This window comes from Raoultibacter phocaeensis (genome assembly GCF_901411515.1).
GTDB classification, from domain to species: Bacteria; Actinomycetota; Coriobacteriia; order Coriobacteriales; family Eggerthellaceae; genus Raoultibacter; species Raoultibacter phocaeensis.
Genome location: NZ_CABDUX010000001.1, coordinates 83,515 through 109,619, shown reverse-complemented (window position 1 = coordinate 109,619; position 26,105 = coordinate 83,515). Strand labels below are relative to the sequence as shown.

Annotated in this window: 25 protein-coding genes; 16 read left to right on the top strand and 9 right to left on the bottom strand. The window is 59.2% G+C overall.

Going from position 1 to position 26,105, the window contains the following annotated elements; translation table 11 throughout:
- Nucleotides 1–110 precede the first annotated feature (110 nt).
- Both FJE54_RS00455 and FJE54_RS00450 read left to right on the top strand, forming a co-directional pair.
- Nucleotides 111–1,439, top strand: coding sequence for an HsdM family class I SAM-dependent methyltransferase (locus FJE54_RS00455; RefSeq protein WP_139650583.1), 1,329 nt, complete (start codon nucleotides 111–113; stop codon nucleotides 1,437–1,439).
- The gene (locus FJE54_RS00450) at nucleotides 1,432–2,496 is read left to right on the top strand and encodes a restriction endonuclease subunit S domain-containing protein (protein WP_139650582.1); all 1,065 of its coding nucleotides are present in this window, start codon (nucleotides 1,432–1,434) and stop codon (nucleotides 2,494–2,496) included. Before FJE54_RS00455 ends, FJE54_RS00450 begins: the two co-directional genes overlap by 8 nt.
- A gap of 110 nt (nucleotides 2,497–2,606) precedes the next feature.
- Here FJE54_RS00450 and FJE54_RS00445 read toward each other — a convergent pair whose 3' ends face one another.
- Entirely contained in the window at nucleotides 2,607–3,530 is a 924-nt protein-coding gene (locus FJE54_RS00445; RefSeq protein ID WP_255467141.1) for a DUF368 domain-containing protein, read from the bottom strand.
- Entirely contained in the window at nucleotides 3,527–3,931 is a 405-nt protein-coding gene (gene crcB, locus FJE54_RS00440) for a fluoride efflux transporter CrcB (protein WP_139650581.1), read from the bottom strand. The genes FJE54_RS00445 and crcB overlap by 4 nt, the downstream gene beginning before the upstream one ends.
- A 92-nt stretch (nucleotides 3,932–4,023) precedes the next feature.
- On the opposite strand from crcB, the gene FJE54_RS00435 reads away from it, so the two are divergent.
- Nucleotides 4,024–4,473, top strand: coding sequence for a GNAT family N-acetyltransferase (locus tag FJE54_RS00435; RefSeq protein WP_139650580.1), 450 nt, complete (start codon nucleotides 4,024–4,026; stop codon nucleotides 4,471–4,473).
- A gap of 507 nt (nucleotides 4,474–4,980) precedes the next feature.
- On the opposite strand, the gene FJE54_RS00430 is transcribed toward FJE54_RS00435, so the two are convergent.
- Genes FJE54_RS00430 through FJE54_RS00410 form a run of 5 tightly spaced genes read right to left on the bottom strand, consistent with a single transcriptional unit; the run spans nucleotide 4,981 to nucleotide 10,015 of the window.
- Nucleotides 4,981–5,793 (bottom strand): energy-coupling factor transporter transmembrane component T family protein, encoded by an 813-nt coding sequence (locus FJE54_RS00430; RefSeq protein WP_139650579.1) that lies wholly within the window; start codon nucleotides 5,791–5,793, stop codon nucleotides 4,981–4,983.
- A 9-nt stretch (nucleotides 5,794–5,802) separates the two neighbouring features.
- The gene (locus tag FJE54_RS00425) at nucleotides 5,803–6,468 is read right to left on the bottom strand and encodes a Gx transporter family protein (protein WP_139650578.1); all 666 of its coding nucleotides are present in this window, start codon (nucleotides 6,466–6,468) and stop codon (nucleotides 5,803–5,805) included.
- A gap of 24 nt (nucleotides 6,469–6,492) precedes the next feature.
- Nucleotides 6,493–6,999 (bottom strand): NusG domain II-containing protein, encoded by a 507-nt coding sequence (locus tag FJE54_RS00420; protein WP_139650577.1) that lies wholly within the window; start codon nucleotides 6,997–6,999, stop codon nucleotides 6,493–6,495.
- 36 nt (nucleotides 7,000–7,035) lie between these two features.
- Nucleotides 7,036–8,085, bottom strand: a complete 1,050-nt coding sequence (locus FJE54_RS00415; RefSeq protein ID WP_139650576.1) for an FAD:protein FMN transferase — start codon at nucleotides 8,083–8,085, stop codon at nucleotides 7,036–7,038.
- A 28-nt stretch (nucleotides 8,086–8,113) separates the two neighbouring features.
- On the bottom strand, nucleotides 8,114–10,015 hold the full coding sequence (locus FJE54_RS00410) for an FAD-dependent oxidoreductase (RefSeq protein ID WP_139650575.1): 1,902 nt from the start codon (nucleotides 10,013–10,015) through the stop codon (nucleotides 8,114–8,116).
- A 391-nt stretch (nucleotides 10,016–10,406) separates the two neighbouring features.
- Between FJE54_RS00410 and FJE54_RS00405 the strand changes: the two genes are divergently transcribed.
- The 4 genes from FJE54_RS00405 (at nucleotide 10,407) to FJE54_RS00390 (ending at nucleotide 15,384) form a co-directional block, all read left to right on the top strand.
- On the top strand, nucleotides 10,407–11,843 hold the full coding sequence (locus FJE54_RS00405; protein WP_180326473.1) for a helix-turn-helix transcriptional regulator: 1,437 nt from the start codon (nucleotides 10,407–10,409) through the stop codon (nucleotides 11,841–11,843).
- Nucleotides 11,844–11,970: 127 nt separating this feature from the next.
- Nucleotides 11,971–13,488 carry an efflux RND transporter periplasmic adaptor subunit gene (locus FJE54_RS00400; protein WP_255467140.1) on the top strand — a complete coding sequence of 506 codons (1,518 nt, stop codon included), beginning with the start codon at nucleotides 11,971–11,973 and terminating at the stop codon, nucleotides 13,486–13,488.
- A 4-nt stretch (nucleotides 13,489–13,492) separates the two neighbouring features.
- Entirely contained in the window at nucleotides 13,493–14,191 is a 699-nt protein-coding gene (locus FJE54_RS00395; protein WP_139650573.1) for an ABC transporter ATP-binding protein, read from the top strand.
- Nucleotides 14,188–15,384, top strand: a complete 1,197-nt coding sequence (locus tag FJE54_RS00390; protein WP_139650572.1) for an ABC transporter permease — start codon at nucleotides 14,188–14,190, stop codon at nucleotides 15,382–15,384. The genes FJE54_RS00395 and FJE54_RS00390 overlap by 4 nt, the downstream gene beginning before the upstream one ends.
- Before the next feature lie 52 nt (nucleotides 15,385–15,436).
- Here FJE54_RS00390 and FJE54_RS00385 read toward each other — a convergent pair whose 3' ends face one another.
- Nucleotides 15,437–16,006 carry a TetR/AcrR family transcriptional regulator gene (locus tag FJE54_RS00385; protein WP_139650571.1) on the bottom strand — a complete coding sequence of 190 codons (570 nt, stop codon included), beginning with the start codon at nucleotides 16,004–16,006 and terminating at the stop codon, nucleotides 15,437–15,439.
- 134 nt (nucleotides 16,007–16,140) lie between these two features.
- Between FJE54_RS00385 and FJE54_RS00380 the strand changes: the two genes are divergently transcribed.
- Together FJE54_RS00380 and FJE54_RS00375 are read left to right on the top strand one after the other, a co-directional pair.
- Complete coding sequence (locus tag FJE54_RS00380) at nucleotides 16,141–17,112, top strand: poly(ethylene terephthalate) hydrolase family protein (protein ID WP_139650570.1); 972 nt, start codon at nucleotides 16,141–16,143, stop codon at nucleotides 17,110–17,112.
- Nucleotides 17,113–17,376: 264 nt separating this feature from the next.
- Nucleotides 17,377–18,018 carry a MerR family transcriptional regulator gene (locus FJE54_RS00375; RefSeq protein WP_139650569.1) on the top strand — a complete coding sequence of 214 codons (642 nt, stop codon included), beginning with the start codon at nucleotides 17,377–17,379 and terminating at the stop codon, nucleotides 18,016–18,018.
- A 210-nt stretch (nucleotides 18,019–18,228) separates the two neighbouring features.
- On the opposite strand, the gene FJE54_RS00370 is transcribed toward FJE54_RS00375, so the two are convergent.
- Nucleotides 18,229–18,627 (bottom strand): YbaN family protein, encoded by a 399-nt coding sequence (locus tag FJE54_RS00370; RefSeq protein WP_139650568.1) that lies wholly within the window; start codon nucleotides 18,625–18,627, stop codon nucleotides 18,229–18,231.
- Between the two features lie 234 nt (nucleotides 18,628–18,861).
- On the opposite strand from FJE54_RS00370, the gene recN reads away from it, so the two are divergent.
- The 7 genes from recN (at nucleotide 18,862) to FJE54_RS00335 (ending at nucleotide 26,064) form a co-directional block, all read left to right on the top strand.
- Nucleotides 18,862–20,544, top strand: a complete 1,683-nt coding sequence (gene recN / locus FJE54_RS00365; protein WP_139650567.1) for a DNA repair protein RecN — start codon at nucleotides 18,862–18,864, stop codon at nucleotides 20,542–20,544.
- Nucleotides 20,545–20,883: 339 nt separating this feature from the next.
- Nucleotides 20,884–21,357: a MarR family winged helix-turn-helix transcriptional regulator gene (locus tag FJE54_RS00360; protein WP_139650566.1), complete on the top strand. Its 474-nt coding sequence runs from the start codon at nucleotides 20,884–20,886 to the stop codon at nucleotides 21,355–21,357.
- A 588-nt stretch (nucleotides 21,358–21,945) separates the two neighbouring features.
- Nucleotides 21,946–22,566 (top strand): tryptophan transporter, encoded by a 621-nt coding sequence (locus tag FJE54_RS00355; protein ID WP_139650565.1) that lies wholly within the window; start codon nucleotides 21,946–21,948, stop codon nucleotides 22,564–22,566.
- 38 nt (nucleotides 22,567–22,604) lie between these two features.
- Nucleotides 22,605–23,465 carry an energy-coupling factor ABC transporter ATP-binding protein gene (locus FJE54_RS00350; protein ID WP_218971879.1) on the top strand — a complete coding sequence of 287 codons (861 nt, stop codon included), beginning with the start codon at nucleotides 22,605–22,607 and terminating at the stop codon, nucleotides 23,463–23,465.
- Nucleotides 23,462–24,316, top strand: a complete 855-nt coding sequence (locus FJE54_RS00345) for an energy-coupling factor ABC transporter ATP-binding protein (RefSeq protein ID WP_139650564.1) — start codon at nucleotides 23,462–23,464, stop codon at nucleotides 24,314–24,316. The genes FJE54_RS00350 and FJE54_RS00345 overlap by 4 nt, the downstream gene beginning before the upstream one ends.
- The gene (locus tag FJE54_RS00340; protein WP_139650563.1) at nucleotides 24,316–25,062 is read left to right on the top strand and encodes an energy-coupling factor transporter transmembrane component T family protein; all 747 of its coding nucleotides are present in this window, start codon (nucleotides 24,316–24,318) and stop codon (nucleotides 25,060–25,062) included. Before FJE54_RS00345 ends, FJE54_RS00340 begins: the two co-directional genes overlap by 1 nt.
- 168 nt (nucleotides 25,063–25,230) lie before the next feature.
- The gene (locus FJE54_RS00335; RefSeq protein ID WP_139650562.1) at nucleotides 25,231–26,064 is read left to right on the top strand and encodes a deoxyribonuclease IV; all 834 of its coding nucleotides are present in this window, start codon (nucleotides 25,231–25,233) and stop codon (nucleotides 26,062–26,064) included.
- Nucleotides 26,065–26,105: the final 41 nt, after the last annotated feature.

Here is a 26,105-nt window from a genome sequence, read left to right as displayed (position 1 = left end):
TGCTGAGTAAGCCTTTCGCCACCCGCAGACGGGGGATATCACATTGATTTGCCAATCCCCCGTCGCGGGGGATTGGAATTCGTCGGCAATTCCATAAGCTTGAGAGTCGAATGGGAATCGGGGTGAATTCGATGATTTCGTATGTTGAAGAGGTCCTTACAGACTATGCCGACGCCGCTGAGACGGTGAACGAATTTTTCGGACAGCTGCTCGATGCATTGTCGGAAGAAGCGCTGCGGATGCACGGAAGCGAAATCATAGACATGCTTTCGGCGAGGCAACGAGATAGCGGAGTCGATGCGGAGCGGGCTTCGGACTGCGGAGCGGGTGTGTTGAGATCGGACTTTCGCTCTCTCAGCCTTGCGAAAATAGCCAAGTCGATCGAGTGCCTGCCAAAAGAAGCCCTATCCGAACTTGTTATGAACTCCGTCAAACGAAGGCTTTCGCCCGATGGTGCGGAAATGGGCTCTCCTTTGTGCGTTATCGCCCTTACCGAGTGCATGGCCTCGGTTATTTGTGCGAGAGTGTTTGCGATGGATGCCGAACGGCTGTGCGCGACGGACTTCGGAGGCGATGGCGCGGCCCTGCAACAAGAGCAGCCGGGTCCCGTCGTATTTGATTGCTATCCGCGGGATGGGCTGTTATTGCAGCGCGTCGGACGGCGCATCGGTGCTCGCGAGCTTAACGCGTCAAGCGGTTGCGCATTGCGGGAAGCATCTTCTACGGTGTTCGATCTTGTTGTATCAATGCCGCCTTTGAATCAAGGTTCATGGTGCGAAGAAGAGGCGGGAGTGCTCCACGAAGGAGATGGAACGTGGCTGTTCGGGCGACCTCCTGCGCATAAGGCGAATTTCGCTTGGATCGAATCGGCTGTATCGCAGATTGCCGATGGTGGGAGGGCTTGTCTGATCATGCCGAACGATGTGATGTGGACGGTGCAACCAGAGGAGTCTGAGATAAAAAGAAGGTTTATCGAGACTGGCTCTCTCGAGTGCGTGGTGGCGCTTCCTTCGCGCTTGATGCCCGGCACATCGCTTGGGTTATGCCTTTTGGTTCTTGCGAAAAAACGGCGTGATCGTTCGGTCTTGATGGTCGATGCAAAAGACCTGATATGTCGTACGAGACAAGGATCGCCTCGAACTATGTCCGATGACGGCATCCGTATATGCTCTAGCGCATACGACTCATGGCTGGCGGCAGACGGATCGTACGCCGACAAAGTGGGTGTATGCCGATCTGTGGCTCCTGAATCGGTTGTACGCAAGAAGTTCCTGCTTGCTCCCGAGCTCTACGTTTCAGAACGCTTTGGCGAAGAGCAGGACGGTAGTGGATCGGTCGATACACGTCTCGCTGCACTCCGCGAGATCGATGCACGCATTGAATCGGCGAGTTCAGACCTCTACGATGCAGTTCGAAAGTTGAGGGATGCCGATGCGTAAGCGGTTGTCCGAAATGGTCGTTTTCGTTGATCCCGACCGAGAGCTTCCTTCGGGGTACCGCATCGAGCAAGGATCGGGCCCTTACCCTTATTATGGCAAGGCATCCGACCGAGGACTAACGACGGTCGACGATTGGAATATAGACGGCGTCCACCTTGTGATAGCGGATGGAGTGCGGAGCAGATCCCAGAAGAACACGTTTCTCACCCATGTCGTGCGGGGAAGGGCGTTTGTCGACAGCGGTTATCTTGCGTATGGAATCGAGGCAGCAAGCGACGCGGCTTTTCTGCAGCGGGTGCTTGCAAACACCGATACGACGGGGATTCTGCTTGACTATTTCTCTCCGAATTGTCATATCGATCGGGATGCGCTTATGGGGATCGAGTTTTACTATCCTGGTGAACAAGAAGCGGCGCACCTCGCCTGTGCGTTTTCTTCATGTAACGCAATCGCGCAGGGGGCAGCGGATTTCGAACGGAATGCGTTGCTCTTCCTTGACGATGCCTATACGGCGCTGATCAACCGCTCGAGTTCGCTTTGTTCGAACGTCTCGCCGCGCACAGTCGCGTTTCGTGAGGCGGTTCTTCCATCGTCAGGGCGCGACTTGCCGCTTTGCGATCGCGTTACGGGCTGTTTTCCTATCGTATCTCCTTTCGGTGTGATGGGCATGCATAATCGGGCGCTTGCTTCTGGGCCCGCGATCGTTTTGGGCCTTAAAGGTTCTTTGCCATGGATCCTGTGGTCCGAGAAACCATGCTGGCCTGTTGGAAAGAGCATGTACGTTGACGATTCGTCGACCGACCTGCCTTTGGCGACCGTGTTCTGCGCGCTTCGCGCTTGGGCGAATGAGATACGGGCGGGAGATATCTCCGATCTCGATCATCTTAAGCAAACGCTTTGCGCCGTTTCTTTGCCGACAGCCGATGGTGCCGTTGAGCGTTTCGAACAAGCAGTTCGGGCGGTGTTGCACATGGTCGAGCTTTACCGCGAGAAAGCTCAAGCGGTAACGGGTGTGCGCAAAAACTATCTCGACCTTAAGGCAACCGGATTGATGTAATGTATTGCCTATCTGTTTGTGCATGTTTGGGTTGCTTGCCGAGGTGCGGGCGCTGTAAAAACGAATGTGCGTTGCGCTAGTCGAGGATCGCTATTGCGTTCTCGGTGGACTCAGTGCAAGCTTTCCTCTGCAGGTGAATCGTCGAGCTTCCTCTTGAGCAATTGCAGCCCGCCCACTACCAAGCCGCCGACAATGAAGAACACGATGCTGAACTCGGCGACGCCCATGGCTGGTTCGGGGATTTTCAGCGTGAGCGGCCCTTGGGTGATCGAGTACAGCGAGCCTACCATCATGCCGATGATGAAGTAGATCGTCTGCGATCGGTACTGCCGCAAGCAGAACCGGATGAGCCGCACGAACAGTAGCACTCCGCAGACGACGCCGAGCACGAACACGAGCAGGATGGGGGCATAGGCGAAATCGAACCCCATAACGCTGCGGACGGCACCCATGATGGGGACGTAGAGTCCGAATATTAAAAGGAGCGTCGAACCGGAAATGCCGGGCAGCACCATGGCTGAAATGGCGATCATGGCGGCGAAGAACACGTACGCGACAAGCCCGAAGTCGAGGTGCGCGATAGACACGTCGACACCGGCACCCGAAGCGGGGCTCAGTACGGTCACGATGACGACGAGCGCGATGCCGCCGAGTGTGAACAGGAGGTTGGCCAAGCGTCCCTTGAGCACGCCTTTCTCCTCAAGCGCGACGATCGGGATCGCGAACACGATGAATCCCATGAACAGCGAACTCACCTCGTAGATGTGCGAATCGAAAAATCCGGTGAGCACCGCCGCCGAAACGCCGAACCCGACTATCCAACCGAGGGCGAGTTTGGCAAGAAACTTCACCGCCTCGATGCGACCTTGCTTCGTGCCGTGAAACAGATCGTCGAGCGATCCGATGAAACGGTCGTAGAATCCGAGCAGAAACGCGACCGTTCCGCCCGAAACGCCCGGCACGCTGTCGGCAAGGGCCATGCAAAAGCCCCTGATGAAGTTGATGACGACCCCTTTGAGCGTCCGCATGTTCATGCTTTCCAGATCATCTGTGCGAGAAGGCGTCCGGCGACTACTCCGATGAGGCAGAATGCAAGGCTCGCGGCGACGTAAACGAGTCCGAGGCCCGTTGCTCCCGATTGGATGAGATCGATGCTCTCGAGGCTGAAGGTTGAAAAGGTGGTGAAGCCCCCGAGTATGCCGGTGATGCAAAAGAGCTTCCATGTTCCGCTTGCCGCAAACTCGTTCTGCATGAAGAAGTGCGAAGCGAAGCCAATGGCGAAGCATCCGAGAACGTTGACGAGCATCGTAGCAACGGGAAATCCCGCAAGCGCGTGTTCGGTTGGGATGAGCGTTTGCGTTGCGAGTGCGGCGCCGTAGCGTGCCGTGGCGCCTAAGGCGCCTCCGGCTGCAACGGCGAGAATGTTGAAAAGCATAGCCTAAGCTTTCTTGTCATAGGGTACGATGCAGCCTAGACATTGTAGACGAAGACTCGCGGTCGCCACGCTTTTTGACGAAAGAGGATTAAATGGAGATAAAACCGGTAGCGAAACCCGAGCGCACCGAGCGGCTCGTCGAAGAGCTCGCCCGTCTGTGGGAGGCATCGGTGCGTCCGACCTACGCGTTCTTATCCGAAACCGATGTCGTAGACCTGCGTCCGGAGGTGCGCGCGGGGCTTGCTGCTATCGATTGCCTTGCGGTGGCGTTCGACGACGAGGCGCACGTGATCGGCTTCGTCGGCGTCGAGGGCGACAAGGTCGAGATGCTGTTCGTTGCGCCCGAAGCGTTCGGCGCGGGAGTCGGCAGAAAGCTGCTTGAGCGCGCAACTCGGGAGCTCGGTGCGCGAAAACTCGACGTGAACGAGGGCAATCCCGGTGCCCGAGGCTTTTACGAGCATCTGGGTTTCGAGGTGGTAGGCCGCTCTGAAGTCGATGATCAAGGAAGGCCGTTTCCGCTGCTGCACATGGAGCTCCGGTAAGGCGCTTGCACCTGAGGCATGCGCGGGTATCGGCTTAATCCGACGCGCATTCGGGCGAGACTGACAATGCAAGCGCCTCTGCGGCCGATCGTTCGCAGAGGCCGCTCGAAGCGTTCAAGCTTTCTGCTACATCCCGAAAACGCATTCATGTTGGCAGAGATTTACGATTGTGAACCCATGAAGGTAAGAAGAGAAGTTGTTTACCTGCAACTCTCGTGCAGATGAACAAAAATATCAGTTGGAAACGAGCCCCAATCACCGCTTTGAGAGTTCACGATCGCAAATCTTTGCCAATTTTTAAGGAAAAACGAGATTTTCCCTCCGAGTCATGAGCGAAATTATGCCCGATGCGGAAGACATCACTTCGAATCGCGAGGTGAAACTGTGCTCACAGCGGAAGCCATCGTTTGGCGACGATGCCTTCCAAGATCCGCCTGCGCGCGCCTTTGGCAGACGGACGAATCCTTCGCCGTTTGCTCAGAGTGCGCACCGTCCCGCGCATCCGTCTTACAGGAACACCGCGATGCAGGCGAGCAACGCAACGCCAAGCGCTCCGATAAACGAATCGGCTCGCTTGATTCGGGCAACGTGCAGATGGGTGCGCGCATTGCCCGTATAGCAGCGGGCATCCATGGCTGCTGCGAGGGTATCGGCGCGCCGAAACATGCTGATGAACAAGGGAGTTACGATAGGGATCCAGGCTTTCGCCCGTGCGAGCAAACCGCCTTCATCGAGGCGAAGGCCTCGTGATTGCTGCGCTTTCGCAATGCGCTCGGCCGCTTCAACGGTCGAAGGGATGAACCGAAGCGTCATCGCGCAGACGATGGCAACATCCTCAACGGGAACCTTGAGGCGGGCGAGGGGCCTCAAGAGCGAGCGGATCGCGTCGACGATATCGACAAGCGAACTCGTGTAGGTGATGAGCGAGGTGGCGGCTATAAGCAGCACGATGCGCAGCGCGAAGAAAAGCCCGCTCGCAAGCCCCTGCAGGCTGATCCCGAATGCTCCGATGAGCGCGACGGCGCCGACGTCGGCACCTGCCGAGGTTCCGGCATCGAACGTGATTGTGTTGAGGGCGATGGTGAAAACCAGGATGCAGAGCACCGGTTTGAGACCGCGGAATGCGAGCGAGAGCGGAAGGTGCGCAAGCGCGTATCCCACACCCGCCAATGCGCCGCAGATGGCGAGCCCGATCCATCCATTTGCGAGGAACAGGGCAATCGCATACGCACCAGCGAGGACGAGTTTCACGCGCGTATCCGTGCGATGCACGGCGCTTTCGCTCGCTACGTACTGTCCGATGGTTATGCGTGCACCCATGCCGATGCCCTAGAAACGTTTCGAGGCGACTGCAGCCGTCTGCCGTTCGGGTAGGGCTTCGCTCGCAAGTGCTGCTGTCCGCAGTTCGTCCGAGGGGCGTTTCCCTGCGATGGCGGCTGCGTGCCGTTCGGCCAACCGCCCGCTGTCTTTTCCGGCGGCTTTCTTCGAGTCGGCGGCGCCCTTCACGGCCGGGATCGCCTTGAGAACTCCGAGCGCAATCGTGCCGGTGGCGACTCCGGTTATGCAGGCGGCGATGACCATGACGGGCAGATTCACGAGCAGTGCGGTCGTCTGCATGACGGCGATGGCGACGCCCATCTGTCCGAGGTTATGCAACAGCGCCGCGATAACGCTCACGACGACGAGCGAGAATCTGCCGAAACGCCATGCGGCAAGCATGCCGAGGTAGGCGAGGGTGCTCCCGGCGAGACTGTAGAGCGCCATCGAAGGAGCTCCGACAATGAGCGAAGTCACGCCCACTTTGAGCAGCATGACGGCGAACGCCCAGCGCGGACCCATCACGTACAGCGCGATGAGCACCGCAACGTTGGCGAGTCCAAGCTTTACGCCGGGTATGGCAACGGGGACGGGGATCATCGCTTCGAGGTATCCGAGCACTACCGTGAGTGCTACGAACAGTGCGATATAGGCCAGATGCTTTGATTTTTCGCTCATGGGTTCCCTCCAGAATGCTTTCGCTTAGCCCGCTATGCCGTCGATCATCGGACTGCCTGTGTGGTCGCGGTCGTTGAGCGCAGAGGCTTCGGCGTCGCCGTTTGCGCTGCCCGCATCGCCTCCGCCTTCGATCGCCGAAACTGCTTCGTCGTCGGTGCCTTCAACCGTCACGATGAGCTTATGGGGCAAGCACACGATGATCTCTCCCGGATTGCTGATCGCCCCTTGCTCGATGCAGTCGTGACCGGGACAGTCGGCGTCGCCCATATGGGCCTCGCCGTGCTCGACGACAATGACGTTTGTACCCAAATCGGTTTTAATCGGGTAGGTTCCGTCTTCATCGAGCGAAATCCGATGCGTTCCTCCTATGCCGTCGGTAACGATGGCGAAACGCGCATCGGCACCGGCCGCGAAGGCGAACTGCATGCAGCCCCATGCCGCAAGGGCGATCGCAAGCAGTCCCGCCACGAAAAGCAGGCTGCGCCGCGTACCGCTCTTTACCGTTGCCGTGCCCCCCTCGTTTCCGTTCATAGTCCTATCAGCTCCTCATCTTTCCTATCGTGCGTGTTACGCGATAGCTTCCCACGCCATGCCCGACGAAGCCGTCGTTGAGCCGTCGGTGCCGACGAACAGCGCTTCGAGCCCCTCGTGCGCCTCGATGAACTCCATGCCCGCATCGAGCCCGAGCAGAAACGCGGTCGTCGTGTACGCGTCGCCGTCAAGCGACGAGGCGCTCGTGATGGTCACGCTCGCGAGCCCGTTGTCGGCGGGCATGCCGGTGGCGGGGTCGAGCAGGTGATGGTACGTGCGGCCGTCGAAGGTGAAGCTGCGCTCGTTGACGCCGCTCGCCACCACCGAGGTATCGGTGACGGAAATAACGGCGAACGCTTCGCCGCGCGCTCTGTTCGGATCCTGCAAGCCGACCTGCCAGGGTGAGCCGTCGGGCTTCGTGCCGAGCGCGTAAGTGTTGCCGCCGAGGTTGATGAGCGCGCTTTCGCAGCCGTTATCGGCAAGCAGGCGCGCGATGTCGTCGGCGATGTAGCCTTTGGCGATGCCGCCGAGATCGATGCGGGCTAGGGGATCGAGCACCCTCACCGTGGTGCCGACCAGCTCGATCGCGCGGTAATCGACGTGGGTGAGCGCCTCGTCGAGCGCGCTCTGCTCGGGCACGATACCCTGTTTGAAATCCCACAGATCCACAACGCCGCCTATGGTTATGTCGAAGAGGCCGCCCGATGCCTCGCTGTATGCAAGCGCTTGCGCGATAACGTCGGCCGTTTCGGGATGCAGCTCGATTGCGTCGCCCGCAGCGTTGTCCACGAGGTCGACGTCGCTTCCCGAAACGGTCTTCGAGAAGATGTTCTCGAAATACATGAGGCGCTTTTCCGCTTGCGCGAGGACGCTCTCAGGACAGCATGCCTCGATGCGCACAAGCGTATCGAACAGAAACGCCTCGAGTTTCGAAAGGCAGCTCGCGCTTGACGGCTCCCCTTGAGAGGGAGCGCCGAGCCCCGCGGCACTGGCAGCTGCTGAAGTGCAGCCGCCGAGTATGCCGGCGAGGCCCGCCCCCACAAGGGAGTAGGTAGCAAGCGAGATGAATGATCTGCGGGTTAGCATGCTCGCACCTCTGCTCACTCGTGTGTGCTTACTGCTCGGCGATGGCTTCGGCAGCGAGTTTGCCCGACGTCAAGGCCCAGCCGTTGTTCGCGCCAGAGGGGGAGTTCGATCCCATGACGCCGCCGACGACTTCGCCCGAGGCGTAGAGGCCCCCGATGGGCTCGCCGCTCTTGTTCATCACCTGCAACGAATCGTTGACCACAAGCCCGCCCATGGTGGTGGCGTAGCGGGGCTTCTGCTCGACGAGGTAGTAGGGGCCTTCGCCGATCTTCATCTGGAGGTACTCGCCCGTACGGCCGAATTCATCGGTACCCGCGTCGACGCCAGCGTTGTACGCATCGACTGTAGCCTGAAGCGTGGCGGGATCCATGCCGAGCACGCCTGCAAGCTCCTCTATCGTCTCGCCGTGGGCGAAGATGGGGGTGGTGGAACCGTTGGCCTCAAGGTAGCTTTCAACGGCCTGCGTGTTGAATCCGGTGTCCTTGAGCTTAGTGCTCCACACATCGAAGTTTTCCTGATCCATCAAGAGGTAGAGCATGGAATCGGTCTGCTCGAGCTCGACTTCGAGGATCTCGTGGTTCGAAGCCTTCTCGTTCACGACGCGCTCGCCCTCGGCGTTCACGAGGATCGTGCTCATGGGCCACACGAGCAGGTTGCCGTCGATCGTGGACTTGGCGCGTCCGGGTGAAACCTCAGCACCGTTCGGATAGAGTTTCGCATACTCCATAAGACGCGTGTCGGCGTCGATGCCCGCGGCGGTGGCCATCGTGAGACCGTCGCCGGTTGAGCCCATGAGGCCGTAGTACAGCGAATTCTGCAGCTCTTCGGTCAGGTACTCGTCGCTGTTGCCGTAGCCGCCCGTGGCGAGTACGACCGAATCGGCTTCGAGGACGTAGGTTGTACCGTCTTTACCGACTGCGTTTACGCCGACGACCGCACCGTTCTCTTCGATGAGGCTTTCCGCAGTCGTGTCAAGCAGCACGTCGGCACCCGATGCGCTCACAGCTGCACGAAGCGACTCGGTAGCTCCTGCGCCGCCGCCCGCGTAAGCGAGCTCGCGGTTATGGCTGTATTCGGCCAGATCGTGCAGGCCGCCTTCCATGTTGTACTCGACGCCTGCGTACTCGTGGATCCAGTCGGTGGTTTCGCCGACGTTGTTCGCGTAGAGCTCGATGAGCTCGGGCACGCAAATATCCTCGCCGTTTTTCTGGAAGTCTTCTACCATCGATTCGGCGCTGTCATCGGTGACGCCTGCTTCGGCCTGCAGTTTGCTGCCCGTGACGACCTGGTTGCCGCCGCTTACGGATATCGATCCGCCGAGGCGGTAGGTCTTCTCGACCAAGATGACGCTCTTACCGAGTTCCTGCAGGCGGATAGTTGCGGCCATGCCTGCACCGCCGCCGCCGATCACGATGGCGTCGGCTTGCTTCTCAACGGTTTCGGTCGACTTCTCTTGGGCAGGCACCTTTTGGAGCTTGCTCGCGTTGCCGCCGGCCTGTTCGACGCAATCGGTGATGGCCGCCATGAGCCCGAGGCTCGATACCGTCGCGCCCGACATCGTGTCGACGCCGAGGCTCTGGTATTCGATGACCGCCGCCGGGATGGTCTCGAGTGCGCCTGCGGCTACGGTTTCGGTTTCGGATTGGGAGACGACCTTGATGTCGGTGATGGCGTTTTCGCTGAACGTGACCTCGACGGTGATGTCGCCGCCGTTGCCGGTTCCCGTGCCCGTGTACGTGCCGGGCGTGTAGCTTTGCTCTGCCGCCTGGCCCGATCCCGTGTCGCTGCCGTTGTTGCCGCTCGGGGCGCAGGCGACGAGCCCGGACAAAACGAGCACCAAACTGAGCGCGAGGGCCGCGAAACGCGGAAGCGCGCCTCGGGCGGTTCCATGCGGTGTGCGGCTGTGCGCCGTTCCCTGTTCGGTCTTCATCGTACCTCCTTATTGCTTTCTTACCTTCGGATTGCTTCCCTTCTTGCGGCGGGTTTCCGCCGCGAGCCCATCCTAGGGGCGTACGGGATCGGCGGTAAGAACCCCAAACGGGTCGAATGCGGTATTTCCTCCCACCCGAAACGGGTCTTATTGCGAAAAAGAGCAGGTAGTTTGAAAGTCTTTAGGGTTGCTTCTGTGATCCTCGAACGTGACGCACATTTCTCTAATGCGCCTTCGGCTTAGCTTCCGGCGCGGCTTACGCGGTGCCGTTTCCCGTCGCGTCAGCTTTCGCTCTTGTCGATGGCGCGGGACGGTAATGGTACAATCGTGCGCGATGCAAACGCGAGCCGCCAAGGCGGATTCAGCGCGACGGCACGAGAGATGGGAACCGATGCAGTTCGTCAGAACAATACGCCCGTGCAACCTCGGATTGATGTGCATCCATATCTGGATCTACTGTTCGACGCACCGTACGGTTCCAAGCGACGGCATGCCGCTCATGACGGTCATGTACCTCGTGCTGTCGGTCTCGCTCGTTGCGATGGTGTTTCTCGGGAGCACGCGAACCCTGTCCGAACAGATGAAGCACCGCATCGATGGGGCATCTGCCGTATGCATGGCGGCTGCGGCCGTGCTGCTTACCCTGCACCTGCCTGTGTCGGGCGCGGCGACCACCTTCGCCGGTGCTGTGCTCGGCGGCCTCGGAGCAGGGTGGACGTATGCGCGTTGGGCCGAATTCTACGCCGAGCTCGACATCCACTATGCAGCTCCGCTCGTGCTGCTCACCATGGCGCTCGGTTCCCTTGCGAAAACCGCGGTCGACCTGCTGCCTCCCGCGCCCGCAGCCGTTATCCTTGCCTGCATGCCCATCGCGGCCTACGTGACGCTCTACCGCTCGTTCGGCACCGCGCGCCCCGCGCCCGAACCGTACCGCTATTACAACAGCCGCACCGTTCGGTCGCTGTGGCGCGTCGGGTTCGGCGTTGCGGTGTACAGCTTCACCGTCGGGGTCATCCAATCGACACCGCTTGCGCAGATAGCCTCGACCGGAACCGTCGCCATCGTCGCCAAGCATGCAGGCGAAATCGTCGTGGCGCTTGCGCTCTTGGCGTGGGTGGTTGCACTCAAGCGGGGGCTCTCGTTCGGCAGGATATGGAATCTTGTGCTCGTGCTCATGGCCACAGCGCTCATCTTCGCCCCGTATCTCGACGAGGCGCTCGGCGGCTATCTGTTCACGTTCGTCGGCGTTGCGCAAACGTTTGTGATCATCATCTTGTTTCTGGCGCTCGCCGACGTGGCACGGCACAGTTCGTACAGCACTATCACCGTGTTCGCTGCCGGATGGCTCGCTTATACCCTCCCGTTTGCGCTCGGCGATATTTTCGGCGAATCGATGCAGGCTCTTGCTCCCGATGCCACGCTTGCAATGGCCGCTATCGTATGGGTGCTCGTCATCGTGACGCTTCTGTTCTTCGACGAATCGTCGGCGGGCAAACGCCTTATCTTCACCGAGCTGAACGATGGGGGCGACGAGGATACGCCGGCGAAACGCTTCGGCGCCCAGCAGCAGGCGCTTAACGAAGAGAAGGCGGCCGATATGCTCGCGCTGCGCTGTGCCGCCCTTGCTCAGAATCTTAAGCTGACGCCGCGCGAGCACGAGATCCTCGAATTGATGGCACGCGGTAGGAGCAAAACCTACATCGCCGAGGCGTTCTTCATTTCCGAGAATACGGTGCGCGGCCACGTGAAGCACCTGTACGCGAAGCTCGACGTGCATTCGAAGCAGGAGCTCGTCGATCGGGTCGAGCAGGTCGAGGTTCGTCTGTAGCCTTGTGGCCCTCGGGCTGCGCCCGGCGTCCAATCTGGCACGGGGGCTATCTTTTTCGCGTACAATTCTCTATGCTTAGCGCAATGGCGCTATGCGCGAACCGACGCTGCGCGAAGAGGAGATGCCTGTGACGACGCCCTACGACCATGCACGTGCCGGGAAGCAAGACGAGGGCGATATGATCGATATCGAACCCGTCGCAGAAGGAATCGAGTGGAACCCAGAGGTTGGGCCGGGCGGACAGGTTTCGTTCGCCGACGGGGGAGCGGGCTGGACCGAAAGCGCCCTCGACAGCGCGGCGCTTGCCGATATGCAGGCGTTCCGCGATCTTAAAACCAAGCGCAAGAAGCAACGCAAAAAGCGGATCATCGCGGCAGTATGCAGCGTGCTCGCCCTCGCCGTGCTCGCGGCGGGCGGCGTCGCGTGGTACATGGCCGATCAAGCGAGCAGGGCGGTTGACGATTTCGCCCTGCAAACCGCGTTCGTCGAGCGCGGGACGTTTACCGATACCGTGTCCGCATCGGGCAGCTTGAAGCCGGTTGCCTCGGTAAGCGCTACGCCCGAAATAGACGGAAACATCGGGGAAGTGTACGTTTCCGAAGGCGATACCGTTTCGGAGGGCGATGCGCTCTATACGATCGTGAACGACGATCTCGACAAGGCCGTCGCCCAGGCGCAACAGGGCATCGACGAGGCGTACAACGGCATAGCCCAGGCTCAAAACGCCGTCAACGACGCGTACCGCGCGAAAAGCTCGGGGGAGCAGCAGGCCGCTTCGCAGGCGAAGGCGCTTGCTGATGCCAAGGCGGCAGGTGTCGAGGGAGCTGCCGATATGGGAGAACCCGTGTTCGACGCGGCGAGTGCCGATGCGGCCATCAGGCAGGCGGAGCTTGCCCTCAACAGCGCGAACCTCGCGCTGCAGAGCGCGCAGACTACCTACGACGAAGCGGTTGCCCGAGCGGCTAAGCGCACGGTCACCGCATCGATCAGCGGTAGCATCATCGCCGTCAACATCGAGCCGGGCGAAGCGCTCGGCGCTGCTGCGGGATCGTCTACCACGCCGGTCCAGATAGCAGACCTTTCGCAGATGACGGTGTCGATAGCCGTGAGCGAGGTCGATATCCTCAAGGTGAGCACCGATCAGCCGGCTACCGCCACGTTCACGGCCGCCCCCGATCTCGAGTTGCCCGCGCAGGTCATGCGTATCGCCACGGCCGCCATCGGCTCGGGCAACTCGCAGGATATGTACGGCTCGTACGGCGGCGCGGTCACCTACGGGGTCGATCTGCTCATCGACGAGCCCGATCCGCGTCTCAAGCCGGGTATGACCGCGAAGGCCACCATCGTTACAACCACGATCGAGAATACGCTGCTCGTACCCATCTCGGCTCTGCAATCCGGGGGCACGGGACCGAACGCGGTCTTGGTTGTTACCGACAGCGAAACGATGGATACCAAGCTGGTGGAGGTGGAGGTGCTCGCTTCCGACGGAATGATGGCTGCCGTGAAAGCTTCGGCGCTGAGCGAAGGCGATATGATCGTCGCTGGCGGCAGCATGGGCGGCAGCATGGATGGGGGCATGAACGGCGGCATGAGCGGCGGGGTGGTTGCCGAGCCTGCAGGTGTCGAAGTCATGGTAGGGTAGCTCCATGCCGAACGTTGTCGAAGCGCACGGACTTCATCGCATATATGAGAGCGCATCGGGCTATACGCACGCGCTCAGAGGCGTTTCCCTCATCGTCGAGCAAGGTGAGTTCCTTGCCATCATGGGGCCGTCGGGCTCAGGCAAATCGACGCTTATGAACATCCTCGGGTGCCTTGATACGCCCACATCGGGACGCTATGTGCTCGAAGGTATCGATGTATCGGTGTACACGCAAGACGAGCTTGCCGAGGTGCGGGCGGCCCGGCTCGGGTTCGTGTTTCAGTCGTTCAACCTCCTGCCGCGTGCGACCGTGCTTCGCAACGTGATCGTACCCTTGCTCTACACGGCGTGCCCGCGCAAAGAGCGCGATAAGCGGGCGCGTGCGGCGCTGCGCAGCGTATCGCTCGACGAAACGCTCTACGATCACCGCAGCAACGAGCTTTCGGGGGGTCAGATGCAGCGCGTTGCCATCGCGCGGGCGCTTGTGAACAACCCGGCGCTCATCTTGGCCGATGAGCCCACGGGCAACCTCGATACCGCGACGGGAGAGATGGTGCTCGATACGTTCAAAGGATTGCGCGATCAGGGTAAGACCATCATCCTCATCACCCACGAACCCGAAGTGGCCGCCCATGCCGACCGCATTATCCACATCCGCGACGGCAGGCAATCCGAAGAGGGAGCAGCAGGAGGACCGCGATGAAGTTCCTCGATCTGCTGTACGAAACGTGGCATGCGCTTGCGGCGAACAAAGGGCGCTCGTTTCTCACGGTGCTCGGCATCGTCATCGGTATTTCTGCGGTTATTGCGATGACCTCGCTCATCGGGGGCATCCAGAACATGCTCCTCGGCGAACTCGGGTTTGCGCAGGCCAGACAAGTTTCCATTAGCGTGCCCTCGCCCCAGCCGATCACGTTCGACGATCTCGACCACCTTGCCGAAAGCCTGCCCGAATACGAGTTCATCACCGGCTCGACGCAAACCTCGGGCGGCGAGATGACGCTTGCCGACGGGCAGATGACCTATCCTATGGTCGTCGGCGTGAAGCCCGATTACTTCACGGCGAACGGATCGAAGCTCAAAGCGGGCCGGTTCTTCTCCGAGAGCGAAGAGGCGAACGGCGCGCGGCTCGTGGTCATCAATGCGGGGTCGGTCAAGGATCTGTTCGGCAGCGCCGATGCTGAAGCGGTCGGGCAGACGGTGCGCATCGGAAACGACGACTTCACGGTAGTCGGCGTTCTCGAGAGCACTTCGTTCATGTCCTACGGCCTCGCATTCTACATGCCCTACACCACCACCGAAACGCGTCTCGGCAACACCTACGGCATCTCCGAGATCACCGGGTTCGCCCGAGAGGGCGTCGATATGGAAGCCCTCACCGTGAACACGCAAACCGTCGTCGCCCGCTACTTCAACCTGGATTCCCCTGAAGAGGTGTACGTGTTCGCGCTCGATTCGATCATCAAGGAGATGGAAACTACCATGGCGTCCTTCTCGCTTCTGATGGGGGCGGTGGCATCGATTTCGCTGTTCGTCGGCGGCATCGGCATCATGAACATGATGCTTACGAACGTGACTGAGCGCATCCGTGAAATCGGCCTCCGAAAATCGCTCGGTGCGCGCCGCCGCGACATCACGAAGCAGTTTCTGCTCGAATCGATCATGCTGTGCATCTTAGGCGGCGTGTTCGGCATCGCATTCGGGTTTTTAGGAGCCTGGGGCTTAAGCGGCATCATAGCCGCCGTACAGCCCGGCATGACCATCTCTCCGACGCTTTCGGTTGGGGTGGTTGCCGGGGCGGTGGGCGTGTGCGTGCTCATCGGCGTGGTATTCGGCTACTATCCCGCCCGCCGCGCCGCGAAACTCGATCCGGTGGAGTCGCTGCGGTACCAGTAGGGCTAATCTGAAGGTCTGGCGGCGGCGTAATGTCATGCGAGTTCACGCGATTTTACGATACTCGAGACAAAAGCGTATCTAAGACATGCTTTTGTAACTGATCGGGGGTTTCATCGAAATCGTATTGCATCCATCGGTGAATAATTCCAAAATATCCATAGGTAAAAAAAGACATAAGATAAGACTGGCTTTTGCTGCTGGTTTCGTTCATCGGCATCAACGAATCGAACGCCCGCATAATCGCAGTAATGAGTCCGTGTCGGTTAAGCAAGGAGAAGAGCTCGCGATTTTCGTAAACGTAATTCGTGAGTGCAAACCCCCTATCCTCTTTCACCTCTTCTTCACGCAATTCCGCATAGCACTCCCATTCGTAGATGATTTTGAACACTAGCAAAACCTCTTTGCTGTCTTTATTGCCGAAATGCCGATAGAAAGTTGTTCTGCCGACATCTGCCGTCGCGCAGATGGCGCTAACGCTGATGCTTTCGAAATCTTGCGACTTCATAAGCTTTACGAGAGCGTCAGCGAGGCAGAGCTTCAAAAACGCTGTCTGATTCCTTTTCACGAAGACACAAACCCTTCTCTTTTGTTCCGCATAATGATCGGTGATCGTCTTTCTCATCTCATTTTGTTGACAATCGACAAGTGCGGCGTTATAACTCGACAGTACTGTTGATCAGGTGCTGCAAAGAGTATATCTATTTCGCACGCGCTTCAATCTTTAGCGTTTCATTTTCTGTTTCTGATTGGGAGATTATGTCCAACGCGGTAAAGATCGCACTAGCAGTCCTCGTAGGCATCATCGGTCTTGTTGTGCTTCTGGGCGCGGTGGTTCTGGTTAAGAATCAAATAGAATCGCGAACGCCTTGGCTTGCGGATGATTATTATGCAAAGTTCCAATCCGACATGGATATTGAGAAACGGTATGCTGCCTTCGGTTCCCATGATATATCCCATTTAGTGGTGAAATCCGACGATGCTGCGATAGGGAATATACGCATCTGGTTTCCAAGCGAGCTCAAGCACAGCACCCTTGAATACCCCGTGGTTGTCGTTGCTAACGCAAGCAACATGGCTGCCTTGAATTACGAGCCCTTTTTCGAAAGACTTGCGTCATGGGGGTTTATTGTTGTCGGAAACGACGACCGGCAAGCGGGAACAGGGCTATCAACCTCTAAGACCCTTGAGTGCGTTTTGGAATTGGATGGGAATCCCGAAAGCGTTCTCAACGGGAAAATCAGTCATGAGAACATAGGCGCAGTTGGATACTCTCAGGGGGGCGCAGGTGCGATAAATGCGGTTACTGCCTATGAAACGAGCAGCAAATACAAAACGCTGTTTACGGGAAGCGCAGCGTATTCTTTGCTCGCCGAGAACATGGGGTGGAGATACGATGCTTCTAAGATAACGGTACCTTACTTTATGGCGGCGGGGACAGGCGCTTCTGATGACCGAGGAATCGAAGATGTCGAAGCGGAATACGGCGGTGTTGCGCCACTGGCTTCTCTTGTCGAAAACTATACTGCGATAACCGACGATGTTTTCAAGATCCGCGCGAGGATCGCGGGAGCTGAGCACGGTGATATTCAGGTACGTGCGGACGGGTACATGACAGCGTGGATGCTTTACTGGCTCCAAGGAGACGGAGAGGCAGGCAAAGCGTTTTTCGGGGATTCCGCCGAGATTGCGAGAAACGCAAATTGGCAAGATGTTGAGAAAAATCATTAGCATGTGCTGCGTTGCAAGGTGACGCGCCGCTCGGTGCCTTCAACATTTTTACGCTGGTTCTCGCTGTTTAATCCCAACCTGGATTTGTCGTGTAAACGGTACCAATCGGCTTTCGGACAAACATCATGCGTTGGTGTTGACCCTTACGTAACGTTATAGATTATGCTTAGATGCATGGATGGACGATGGTGCTTTTCGGCGCTGCCTTACTTCCATCTAAATCGTATGGCGAAAGACTGAATTACTAAGGAAAGAGCAACTGTAATGAGTGGAAGTCCTTGTACGGCGCATGAGGCCGGCGATCCCGTGCGCTACTCGGTGCACGAACTTGCGAAGCTTTCGGGCGTGAGCGTGCGCACGCTCCATCACTACGACGCCATCGGGCTTCTGTGCCCGAAACGCGCCGAGAACAACTACCGTGTGTACGAGGCGTGCGAGGTGGATCGGCTTCAGCAGATTTTGCTGTACCGTGAAGTGGGCCTCGGCCTCGCCGACATCAAGGCGCTGCTCGACGACCAGGCGTTCGATGTCGAACGTGCGCTCGAAGATCACCTCGCCCGCCTCGTCGAGCAGCGCGAACGAACGGATGCCCTGATCGCAAGCGTTGAGAAAACGCTTGCGAGCAAGAAAGGAACAATAACGATGAACGATACGGAGAAGTTCGAGGGCTTCAAGAAGAAGCTCGTCGAAGAGAACGAACGTACCTACGGAAAAGAGGCGCGCGCAGCAGACCTTCATCGACAGTGGCTCACGGCGTTCTGGAAAGACGGCCAGTACAGCGCCGAAACCCATAAGGGCATCACCGAGATGTACGTTGCTGATGAGCGCTTCAAGCGCTACTACGAAGCGATCGCGCCGGGTGCCGCCGAGTTTCTCCGCGATGCCGTGGCAGCGTACTGTTCGTAGGCTTGACAATCGGGGGGCTGCAGGCTTCCTCGCGATCGCGCGAGTCGGGCTTTTCCGCCGCCAAACCATACTTGGGCGGTGGCGGACGGCCTTTATCCGGATCGCGGCTGCCTCGAAAAACATCGTCGCCCGAAAAACACGCTTTTGGCGGCGAATCCGTGTTTTTCGGGCGACGATGTTTGTGCGTCGAACGTTCGCGCAGCTGCCTGCCTATTCCGCCTCTTCCTTCTCGAGATCCAGCTTAGGCAGCGATGTCGTGGGGATCTTGAAGCACATGAGGTACAGAAGCCACAGCGCCACCAAACCGAGCACGAGCCAGATGTACCAGCGCTGGACGAGAAACGCGCTGATGCCCATAAGTAAAAACGAAATGGTCAGGATGCGCACCTTGACCGATGCGGGGATGCCGCCTTCTTCTTTGAACGGGACGACGTATTTCTTGTACACCTTGGTGGATTGAATCCACGCGTGGCAGCGGGGCGAAGACTTCGCGAACAAAAACGTTGCCAAGAGCAGAAACGGGGTAGTCGGCAAAACGGGTATGAACACGCCGACGAACCCGGCGATGCAGGCAATCCATGCGCAAGCGAGAAGGAGGTAGCGTTTCATGGGTTCCTTTCGTCGGGCGGGCAAAAGCGGCCTCAGCGGACTTCGAGTATAGCAAATGCCGCGTGGATTCTCATCGGGGAAACCCCGCGAGCGGTCGTATCCTGCTAAACTTCCTCTATCTGAAAACTAAACCCGCCGCACATGCACCCGAGAGGTTTCGATGCGGAGCGGCTCGACCGTTTCGGCCCAGCGGATACGCGGCGCCGGGGCACCGCAAGTGTGAGGAGTCACGGAATGATCGACGAGATACATGTGCAGAATGTCGCGTTGATACGGGATGCCCATCTCGTGCCCGCGCGCGGGCTGACCGTGCTTACCGGCGAGACGGGTGCAGGCAAGACGGCGCTCCTTTCCGCGTTGAAGCTCTTGTGCGGTGAACGTGCCGATGCGGGCTTTGTACGGGAGGGATCGCGCTCGCTTCTCGTCGAAGGTCGGATGTTTGCGGAAGGCGACTTGGACGGTACGGTGGTGTCGCGCAAGGTGGGCTCCGACGGCCGCTCGCGGGTTTCGATCGATGGCTCGATGGCCAGCGTGGGCGAGCTTGCCGAGCGCGTAGGGGCTACGGTCGATCTGTGCGGCCAACACGAGCATCAGCGCCTGCTCAAGCCGCAGACGCACGTGGGCATGCTCGATGCATGGGCTGCCGATTCTATCGGGCCGGTGCTCGCGGCCTACCAGGAGGCGTTTTCCCGGGCGCGGGATGCCGCAGATGAGCTCGCCCGTATCGAGGAAGCGGGACAGGCTTCGTCGGCGAAGCTCGAAGAAGCGCGTTTCGTGCTTCAGCGGATCGACGAGGTGAATCCGATTGCGGGGGAATACGAGGAGCTCGCAAGCGCCCTCGCACGCTCGGAGCATGCCGAATCGCTTGCGCGAGCGGCCGATACGGCGCACAAGGCGCTTGCGGGTGAAGCAGGGGCCATCGACGCGGTGAACGCCGCCGCCGCGGCGCTCGATTCGATGAGCGGCGTTGACGAGCAGTTCGGGGCGCAGGCATCGAGTTTGCGGGAAGCCACCTACGTACTCGAAGATGTCGCCCGCGAGGCGCTCGCGTATCGCGATTCGATCGAATACGATCCCGATATCCTTTCAGAAAACCAGGATCGCATGGGTGCCCTCCAAGGGCTCATGCGCACGTACGGCCCGCGCCTCGAAGACGTACTCGAGCGCCGTGCAGAAGCCGCCGAGCTGGTATCGCTTGTCGACCGCTCGGCAGAGCACATAAGCGCCGCCCGAAAAGCGCTCAACGAAGCGGAATCGGTGCTTGCCGACGCCGCAAAAGCGCTCGACGCCGCCCGCAAGAAGGCCGCGCCCCGTTTCGCCAAGGCGGTATCCAAGCAGATGGCTCGCCTTGAGATGGGCGGAGCCGCTATAGAATGCGCAATCGAAGCACTCGAGCGCAGCCAATGGACCAAAACCGGACCGTCGCGGTTCGAGTTTCTTTTCAAGCCGGCAGAGGGACTGACGGCGCGCCCGCTTGCCCGTATCGCGTCGGGCGGCGAGGTGAGCCGCGTCATGCTCGCCATCAAAGTGGTGCTCGGCGAAACCGACGAGGTCGAGACGCTCGTGTTCGACGAGGTCGATGCGGGGGTGGGCGGAGCCACCGCCGTGGCGCTCGCGTCGGTGCTCGCCGATCTGGCTCAAACGCATCAGGTCATCGTAGTCACGCACCTGCCCCAGGTGGCGGTCATGGGGCGGATCCACTACCTCGTTGCGAAGCGCGAGGACGGAGGCGACACGGACGGTAGCGCTGCGGAAGCCTCGGTTGGCGGCGAGGGTGCCGCCGTTCCCGAAACGGTGCTTGTTGAACTCGAAGGACCGAAGCGTGTCGCCGAGGTAGCCCGCATGCTTTCGGGGGATGCGTCCGAGGCGTCGCTCGCACATGCGCGCGAAATGCTCGAGCGGGCATCCGTACGCTAACGGGGTTTGCTTCCACCGCACGTTACAACAGCCGCAACCGAGCTTTCCGCGCATGCCCGCGATGCCGCGCTGAATCCTGCATGTCCCGCACCGGGACAAACCCCGTTGCGCGCGCTTACCGATGTGTCGGGTCATCTCGGCAAAGAGGGCATCCTGCATCCATCTATGCGTTCGATTCCTAAAACTGAGTTTTTCGCCCTACATTTGCAGTGGTATGTAAGGTAAACAATTATATATACGGTATGAACTGATAAAAAGTTCTTGTCGCAGGTCTGTCCATGTATTATGATACCAATCAGTGACGTAATGACTTACCATTAGCGATTTGATAGGAGCATCATGAAAGATAGCGACCACGTATCCGAATACAGCCCCGACTACCTTATGCTAAGGATGTTGGTTGGCTTCGGCAACAAGCTCGGAACCATCGACCGTATGACGTTTCGCGAACTGACGGGCCGCCAGTGCACGCTCATCGCGTCGATCGGATCGTTCGAAGAGCCTCCGACGCTCGGTCAGCTTGCCGAGTGCGAAGGCAGCTCCCATCAAAACATCAAGCAGATGGCTTTGAAGCTGCAGGAGAAAGGCTACGTAAAGCTGCTCTCCGATTCGAGCGATGCGCGTAAGATCCGTGTGACGGCAACGAAGAAAGGCCACGAGTTCTGCAAAAAGCATCACGAGGCCGAGGTGAAGTTCTTGGAGCGCCTGTTCCAGAATGTCAACGAAAAAGAGGTTGCAAACGTGTCGAAGGTCATGAGCAAACTCAACGAGAACCTCGATTCCATGGTGTGCGACGGCCTCAAGCTGGAGTAGTAACCATTCTTTACCAGCGCATTCGCAGGTTTCGATAGCAAAGCGCGAAGAGGCGCGGGCGAACAGGCTCGCGCCTCTTTTGCAAAAAACCGTTGACAGCTTCAGGGGAGCATGTGCTATAGTGCATCCACAATTGAATACCTCAAACCGATGAGGCGAGAGTCAAGCCATCATGAGCACTCACAGAGAGCGGGCGTTGCTGGGAGTCCCGTAGGAAGCTGGATGGTAAATGGTTCGCCGAGGGAAAGGGGAAAGGCCGAGGTTTTACCGAGGCCGAGTATCTGGACCGTGAGCCTGCGTTAAGGGCAGAAAATGTGTTGGCATTTTCGTGAGAGGGCTCTTTTCAGAGTCAAAAAAGGTGGCACCGCAGGTACAAGACCTGTCCTTTTCTCGAAGGACAGGTCTTTTTTGTTACCGCGGCAGCGCGAATGCCGATGAAACCGTACGCCTCGCGTGCGAATTCGTCGGATACGCATCCCGCCCATTTGACTGCCGAAAACCTCAACCGAGCTCGTGCCGGCCGCAAGCAAAGTCCGGGGACGGACGAAGAGAGCGGGTTAGGAAGCCCGCACGAAAGGACTGAGGAACATGGCAGATCAGATCAAACGCGAAATCGCAGCGGAGGCCGTATCGGGCAAAGCTCCCAAAGCGCAGAAGCGCAGCCTCGCGACCGAGGAAAAGAAGGGCTTCGACATTTCGGCACTTATTTTGGTTGCAGTGCTTTTGGCGGCAGGGGCGGTGCTCAAGATGACCGTCGGCAGCTTCGTCAACTTCTTCGGCATGAAACCGAATTTCATCATCGCGATGTACTGCCTGGCTATCCTGCTCGTCCGTCCGAACCTCGGTCAAGCAGCCATTATCGGCCTCATCGCCGGTGCGGTATGCCAGCTTCTGCCCGGCACCCCCTACATCAACTTCATCTCGGAATTTCTCGGTGCGGTTGCCATGGCGGCGCTCATCCGCATACCCATGAAAATCGGGAAGGCGAACTTCTCTACCATCGTGAGCACGTTCTTGGCAACTGTCGTATCGGGCAGCGCGTTCACCATCTGCCTGTTCCTCTTCATCGGCGCCGATGCCTCGAGTTTGGTCGCCTACGTGCCGATCGTTCTGTTCACCGCGCTCATCAACTGCGTGATCGTACAGATCCTCTACGTGCCGCTTGCCAAGATCCTGAAAAAAGAGGCACCGCAGACGGCGCTGGCGTAACCGGCGAAGAACGTACGCGACGCGAAAGGGAAAACGGCATGACGGCGGAAACGAAACCCATCATCACGGTCGAGAACGTGAGCTTCACCTACGACGGCTCGGATAAGCGCGCCCTCGACGCGATCGATCTTTCGGTGGGCGAAGGCGATTTCCTCGGCATCATCGGGGAATCGGGTGCCGGTAAATCGACGCTGTTGTACAGCATGAACGGCATCATACCCCACTACTGCAAGGGCGATTTCTACGGCTCGGTCGCGCTTGGCGGCAACGACACGTTCGAAACGAGTCTGACCGATCTTTCGCGCAAGGCGGCAACGGTGTTCCAGGACATCGATGCGCAGATGGTCGCCTCGGTGGTGGAGGATGAAATCCTGTTCGGCCTTGAGAATTTCGGTGTCGCGAAAGGCGAGATCGAGGCGCGCTTGGCCGAGGCGCTCGATCGCGTGGGCATCGCCGATTTGCGCACCCGCGCTATCTCTTCGCTTTCGGGGGGTCAGAAGCAGAAGGTGGCAGTTGCCGCCGTACTTGCGCTCAAGCCGCAGGTGCTTCTGCTTGACGAGCCCACCGGTGCGCTCGACCCCGCGAGCTCGCGTCAGATATTCGAGCTCTTGCGCGAACTCAACGAAAGCCATGGCATCACGGTTGTCGTGGTGGAGCAGAAGATCGGCCTGCTCGCCGAGTTCGCCAAACGGCTCGCGGTGCTTGCCGACGGAAAACTCGCGTATTGCGGGGCCACGCGCGACGTGCTGCGCAACGCCGCCGAGCTGCTTGCGATCGGCGTGAACGTGCCGCGCGTGACCACGCTTTCGGTGCTGTTGCACGAGAAGGGCTACGCGATCGAGCGGTTTGCGGTAAACGTCGACGAGGCGAAAGACATGATCGAAGGGATCGTCGCATGAAAGCGGTACTCGAATTAATCCGGGCTAGCTACGTCTATGGGGCCCAGGCCAATGGACATGCGGTCGTAAACGATCTTTCCCTCTCGATACATCAAGGTGAGTTCGTAGCGATCATCGGTGAAAACGGGGCGGGGAAAACCACCACGTCCAAGCTCATGAACGGCCTTCTCAAGCCGACCGAGGGAAGCGTGCTTGTGAACGGCGTGCCCACAACAAAGCTCAAGACGAGCGCGATCGCGCACGCGGTGGGCATGCTCTTCCAGGATCCCGATCGGCAGATCTGCCAGAATACGGTGGCCGAGGAGCTTGCGTTCGGGCTCAAGATACGGGGGCTTTCCGACGAGGAGGCTGGTGCGCGGGTCGCCCGGGCGCTTGAGGATTTCGGGTTCGACGGCGAGTCCGCCCCGTTCATGCTCTCGCGCGGCGAGCGCCAGCTGCTCGCGCTCGCGTCGGTCGTCGTCTGCGAGCCCGATGTGCTCATCTTGGACGAGCCGACCACGGGCCTCGATTACCGGGAGTGCATGCACATCATGAGCCGCATCGAGACGCTCAACCGCGCCGGTACGACCGTCGTCATGATCTCGCACGACATGGAGCTCGTGTTCGATTTCGCCAAGCGTGTGGTAGCCATGGCGCACGGGTGCATCGTGGCCGATGGCGCGCCCGAAGCGGTGTTTCGCGATCGCTTTGTCATGGCGAAGGCGTCGCTCGTGCCCCCGCAGATGATCGAGCTTTCGCTGCGGCTTTCCGAAGACTCCCGAAACAAGGGCGCGTTCGACCACGTTACCTCGTCATCTGATATGCTCCGAGCCCTTGAAGCGGCCGGGTTCGAAGGAAGGATGGTGTCGTAATGGCTGGAATGCTGGATTACGCAGCGGGCTCGACGGCGCTCCATCGGATGAATCCCATCGCGAAGATCGCGCTCTCGCTCGGCATCTGCATAGCGGCGTTCATGAGCGACAACTTCGCGTTCCTCCTCGCGCTCCTCGCTTTCAACGTGGCACTCGGCTTCATCGGCGGCATTGGCAAGCGCACGGTATCGTTGCTTATCGGCCTCGTGAAGATATGCGCGTTTCTGTTCGTGTTGCAGGTGCTTTTCATTAGGGCGGGCACGCCGGTGTTCCTCTTCGTGACCGACGAGGGTTTGCGTATCGCGTCGCTTGTGGTGCTGCGCCTCATCGACGCGACGATGCCGCTTGCGCTGATGCTCGCCCTCACACAGATGAGCGATCTGTCCAATGCGCTTGTCAAGGTGCTGCACCTGCCCTACAAGTACGCGTTCACCGTGACGACGGCGCTTCGCTTCATCCCGGTGTTCACCGACGAGATGTCCTCGATTATGGAGTCGCAAACGGCTCGCGGCGTCGATTTCGATACGAAGAACCCGTTGCGCAAGCTCAGGCTTATGCTGCCCTTATGCGTCCCCTTGCTCATCACGTCGGTGGGCCGTACCGAGCAAGCCGCGATGGCAGCCGAGGTGCGCGGCTTTTACCTGCGCGACCGCACGTCGGGTAGCAAGAACTATCCGTTTCGCGCGATCGATGCGCTCGCCGCGGTAGCGATCGTCGCCCTTGTAGCGCTCGCAGTGCTGGTGTAGGAACGAGTACGGCTCGCAAGAACCGAGATGGGAAACACCAACCCGACGGTGCGGACGCTGGGGCGTTTGGCGAAAGGGTTCGGAAAGAAGCTCGAAATCAAATTCGTGTAGCGCATCTGCTACCATAGATGGCCATCAATGACGAAGAAGCATACGGAGGTTCCGTACATGTTCACCATAGGATGCCATCTATCGAGCGCGAAAGGCTACCTTGCCATGGCGAAGGATGCCGTTTCCATCGATGCGAACACGTTTCAATTCTTCACGCGCAACCCTCGGGGAGGAAAGGCCAAGGACATCGATCCCGACGATATTCGGGCGTTTGTCGCCTTTGCAGACGAGCACGGCATACAGCGCATTCTCGCGCATGCGCCCTATACGCTCAATCCGGCAGGAGCCGAGGATCGCGTGCGGGAGTTTGCGCTTATGACCTTCAAGGACGATCTCGCGCGGATGGAGAACACGCCGCACCAGCTGTACAACTTCCATCCCGGCAGCCACGTGAAGCAGGGTATGGACATCGGCATCGAGAAGACGGCCGATGTGCTCAACCAGGTGCTCAACGAAAGCCAAACCACCACGGTGCTCCTCGAGACCATGTCGGGTAAAGGGACCGAGGTCGGCGGCCGTTTCGAAGAACTCGCAGCCATTATCGATCGGGTTGAGCTAGAGGGCCATCTGGGCGTATGCTTGGATACCTGCCACGTGTGGGATGCTGGCTACGATGTCGCGGGCAATCTCGACGGTGTGCTCGACGAGTTCGATCGGGTCATCGGGCTTCGCCGCCTCAAGGCCATCCATCTCAACGATTCGCTCAATCCCCTCGGAGCCCGCAAAGATCGTCACGCGAAAATCGGGAGGGGAGAAATCGGGTTCGATGCGCTTGTGGCGGTGATCAACCACCCGCTTTTGCGCGAACTTCCTTTCTATCTCGAGACGCCCAACGAGCTTGCCGGACACGGCGAAGAGATCGCGCGCCTGCGTGCTGCGTATCGCGGGTAGCGTATCTAGCGGCCCCTGATGGCGGGAAAAGCGCCGACTTT

What these genes read in the sequence shown, in the direction of transcription:
- FJE54_RS00455 (WP_139650583.1), top strand. Translation starts at nt 111, where the DNA reads ATGGGAATCGGGGTGAATTCGATGATTTCGTATGTTGAAGAGGTCCTT.
- FJE54_RS00450 (WP_139650582.1), top strand. Translation starts at nt 1,432, where the DNA reads ATGCGTAAGCGGTTGTCCGAAATGGTCGTTTTCGTTGATCCCGACCGA.
- FJE54_RS00445 (WP_255467141.1), bottom strand. Translation starts at nt 3,530, where the DNA reads ATGAACATGCGGACGCTCAAAGGGGTCGTCATCAACTTCATCAGGGGC.
- crcB (WP_139650581.1), bottom strand. Translation starts at nt 3,931, where the DNA reads ATGCTTTTCAACATTCTCGCCGTTGCAGCCGGAGGCGCCTTAGGCGCC.
- FJE54_RS00435 (WP_139650580.1), top strand. Translation starts at nt 4,024, where the DNA reads ATGGAGATAAAACCGGTAGCGAAACCCGAGCGCACCGAGCGGCTCGTC.
- FJE54_RS00430 (WP_139650579.1), bottom strand. Translation starts at nt 5,793, where the DNA reads ATGGGTGCACGCATAACCATCGGACAGTACGTAGCGAGCGAAAGCGCC.
- FJE54_RS00425 (WP_139650578.1), bottom strand. Translation starts at nt 6,468, where the DNA reads ATGAGCGAAAAATCAAAGCATCTGGCCTATATCGCACTGTTCGTAGCA.
- FJE54_RS00420 (WP_139650577.1), bottom strand. Translation starts at nt 6,999, where the DNA reads ATGAACGGAAACGAGGGGGGCACGGCAACGGTAAAGAGCGGTACGCGG.
- FJE54_RS00415 (WP_139650576.1), bottom strand. Translation starts at nt 8,085, where the DNA reads ATGCTAACCCGCAGATCATTCATCTCGCTTGCTACCTACTCCCTTGTG.
- FJE54_RS00410 (WP_139650575.1), bottom strand. Translation starts at nt 10,015, where the DNA reads ATGAAGACCGAACAGGGAACGGCGCACAGCCGCACACCGCATGGAACC.
- FJE54_RS00405 (WP_180326473.1), top strand. Translation starts at nt 10,407, where the DNA reads ATGCAGTTCGTCAGAACAATACGCCCGTGCAACCTCGGATTGATGTGC.
- FJE54_RS00395 (WP_139650573.1), top strand. Translation starts at nt 13,493, where the DNA reads ATGCCGAACGTTGTCGAAGCGCACGGACTTCATCGCATATATGAGAGC.
- FJE54_RS00390 (WP_139650572.1), top strand. Translation starts at nt 14,188, where the DNA reads ATGAAGTTCCTCGATCTGCTGTACGAAACGTGGCATGCGCTTGCGGCG.
- FJE54_RS00385 (WP_139650571.1), bottom strand. Translation starts at nt 16,006, where the DNA reads ATGAGAAAGACGATCACCGATCATTATGCGGAACAAAAGAGAAGGGTT.
- FJE54_RS00380 (WP_139650570.1), top strand. Translation starts at nt 16,141, where the DNA reads ATGTCCAACGCGGTAAAGATCGCACTAGCAGTCCTCGTAGGCATCATC.
- FJE54_RS00375 (WP_139650569.1), top strand. Translation starts at nt 17,377, where the DNA reads ATGAGTGGAAGTCCTTGTACGGCGCATGAGGCCGGCGATCCCGTGCGC.
- FJE54_RS00370 (WP_139650568.1), bottom strand. Translation starts at nt 18,627, where the DNA reads ATGAAACGCTACCTCCTTCTCGCTTGCGCATGGATTGCCTGCATCGCC.
- recN (WP_139650567.1), top strand. Translation starts at nt 18,862, where the DNA reads ATGATCGACGAGATACATGTGCAGAATGTCGCGTTGATACGGGATGCC.
- FJE54_RS00360 (WP_139650566.1), top strand. Translation starts at nt 20,884, where the DNA reads ATGAAAGATAGCGACCACGTATCCGAATACAGCCCCGACTACCTTATG.
- FJE54_RS00355 (WP_139650565.1), top strand. Translation starts at nt 21,946, where the DNA reads ATGGCAGATCAGATCAAACGCGAAATCGCAGCGGAGGCCGTATCGGGC.
- FJE54_RS00350 (WP_218971879.1), top strand. Translation starts at nt 22,605, where the DNA reads ATGACGGCGGAAACGAAACCCATCATCACGGTCGAGAACGTGAGCTTC.
- FJE54_RS00345 (WP_139650564.1), top strand. Translation starts at nt 23,462, where the DNA reads ATGAAAGCGGTACTCGAATTAATCCGGGCTAGCTACGTCTATGGGGCC.
- FJE54_RS00340 (WP_139650563.1), top strand. Translation starts at nt 24,316, where the DNA reads ATGGCTGGAATGCTGGATTACGCAGCGGGCTCGACGGCGCTCCATCGG.
- FJE54_RS00335 (WP_139650562.1), top strand. Translation starts at nt 25,231, where the DNA reads ATGTTCACCATAGGATGCCATCTATCGAGCGCGAAAGGCTACCTTGCC.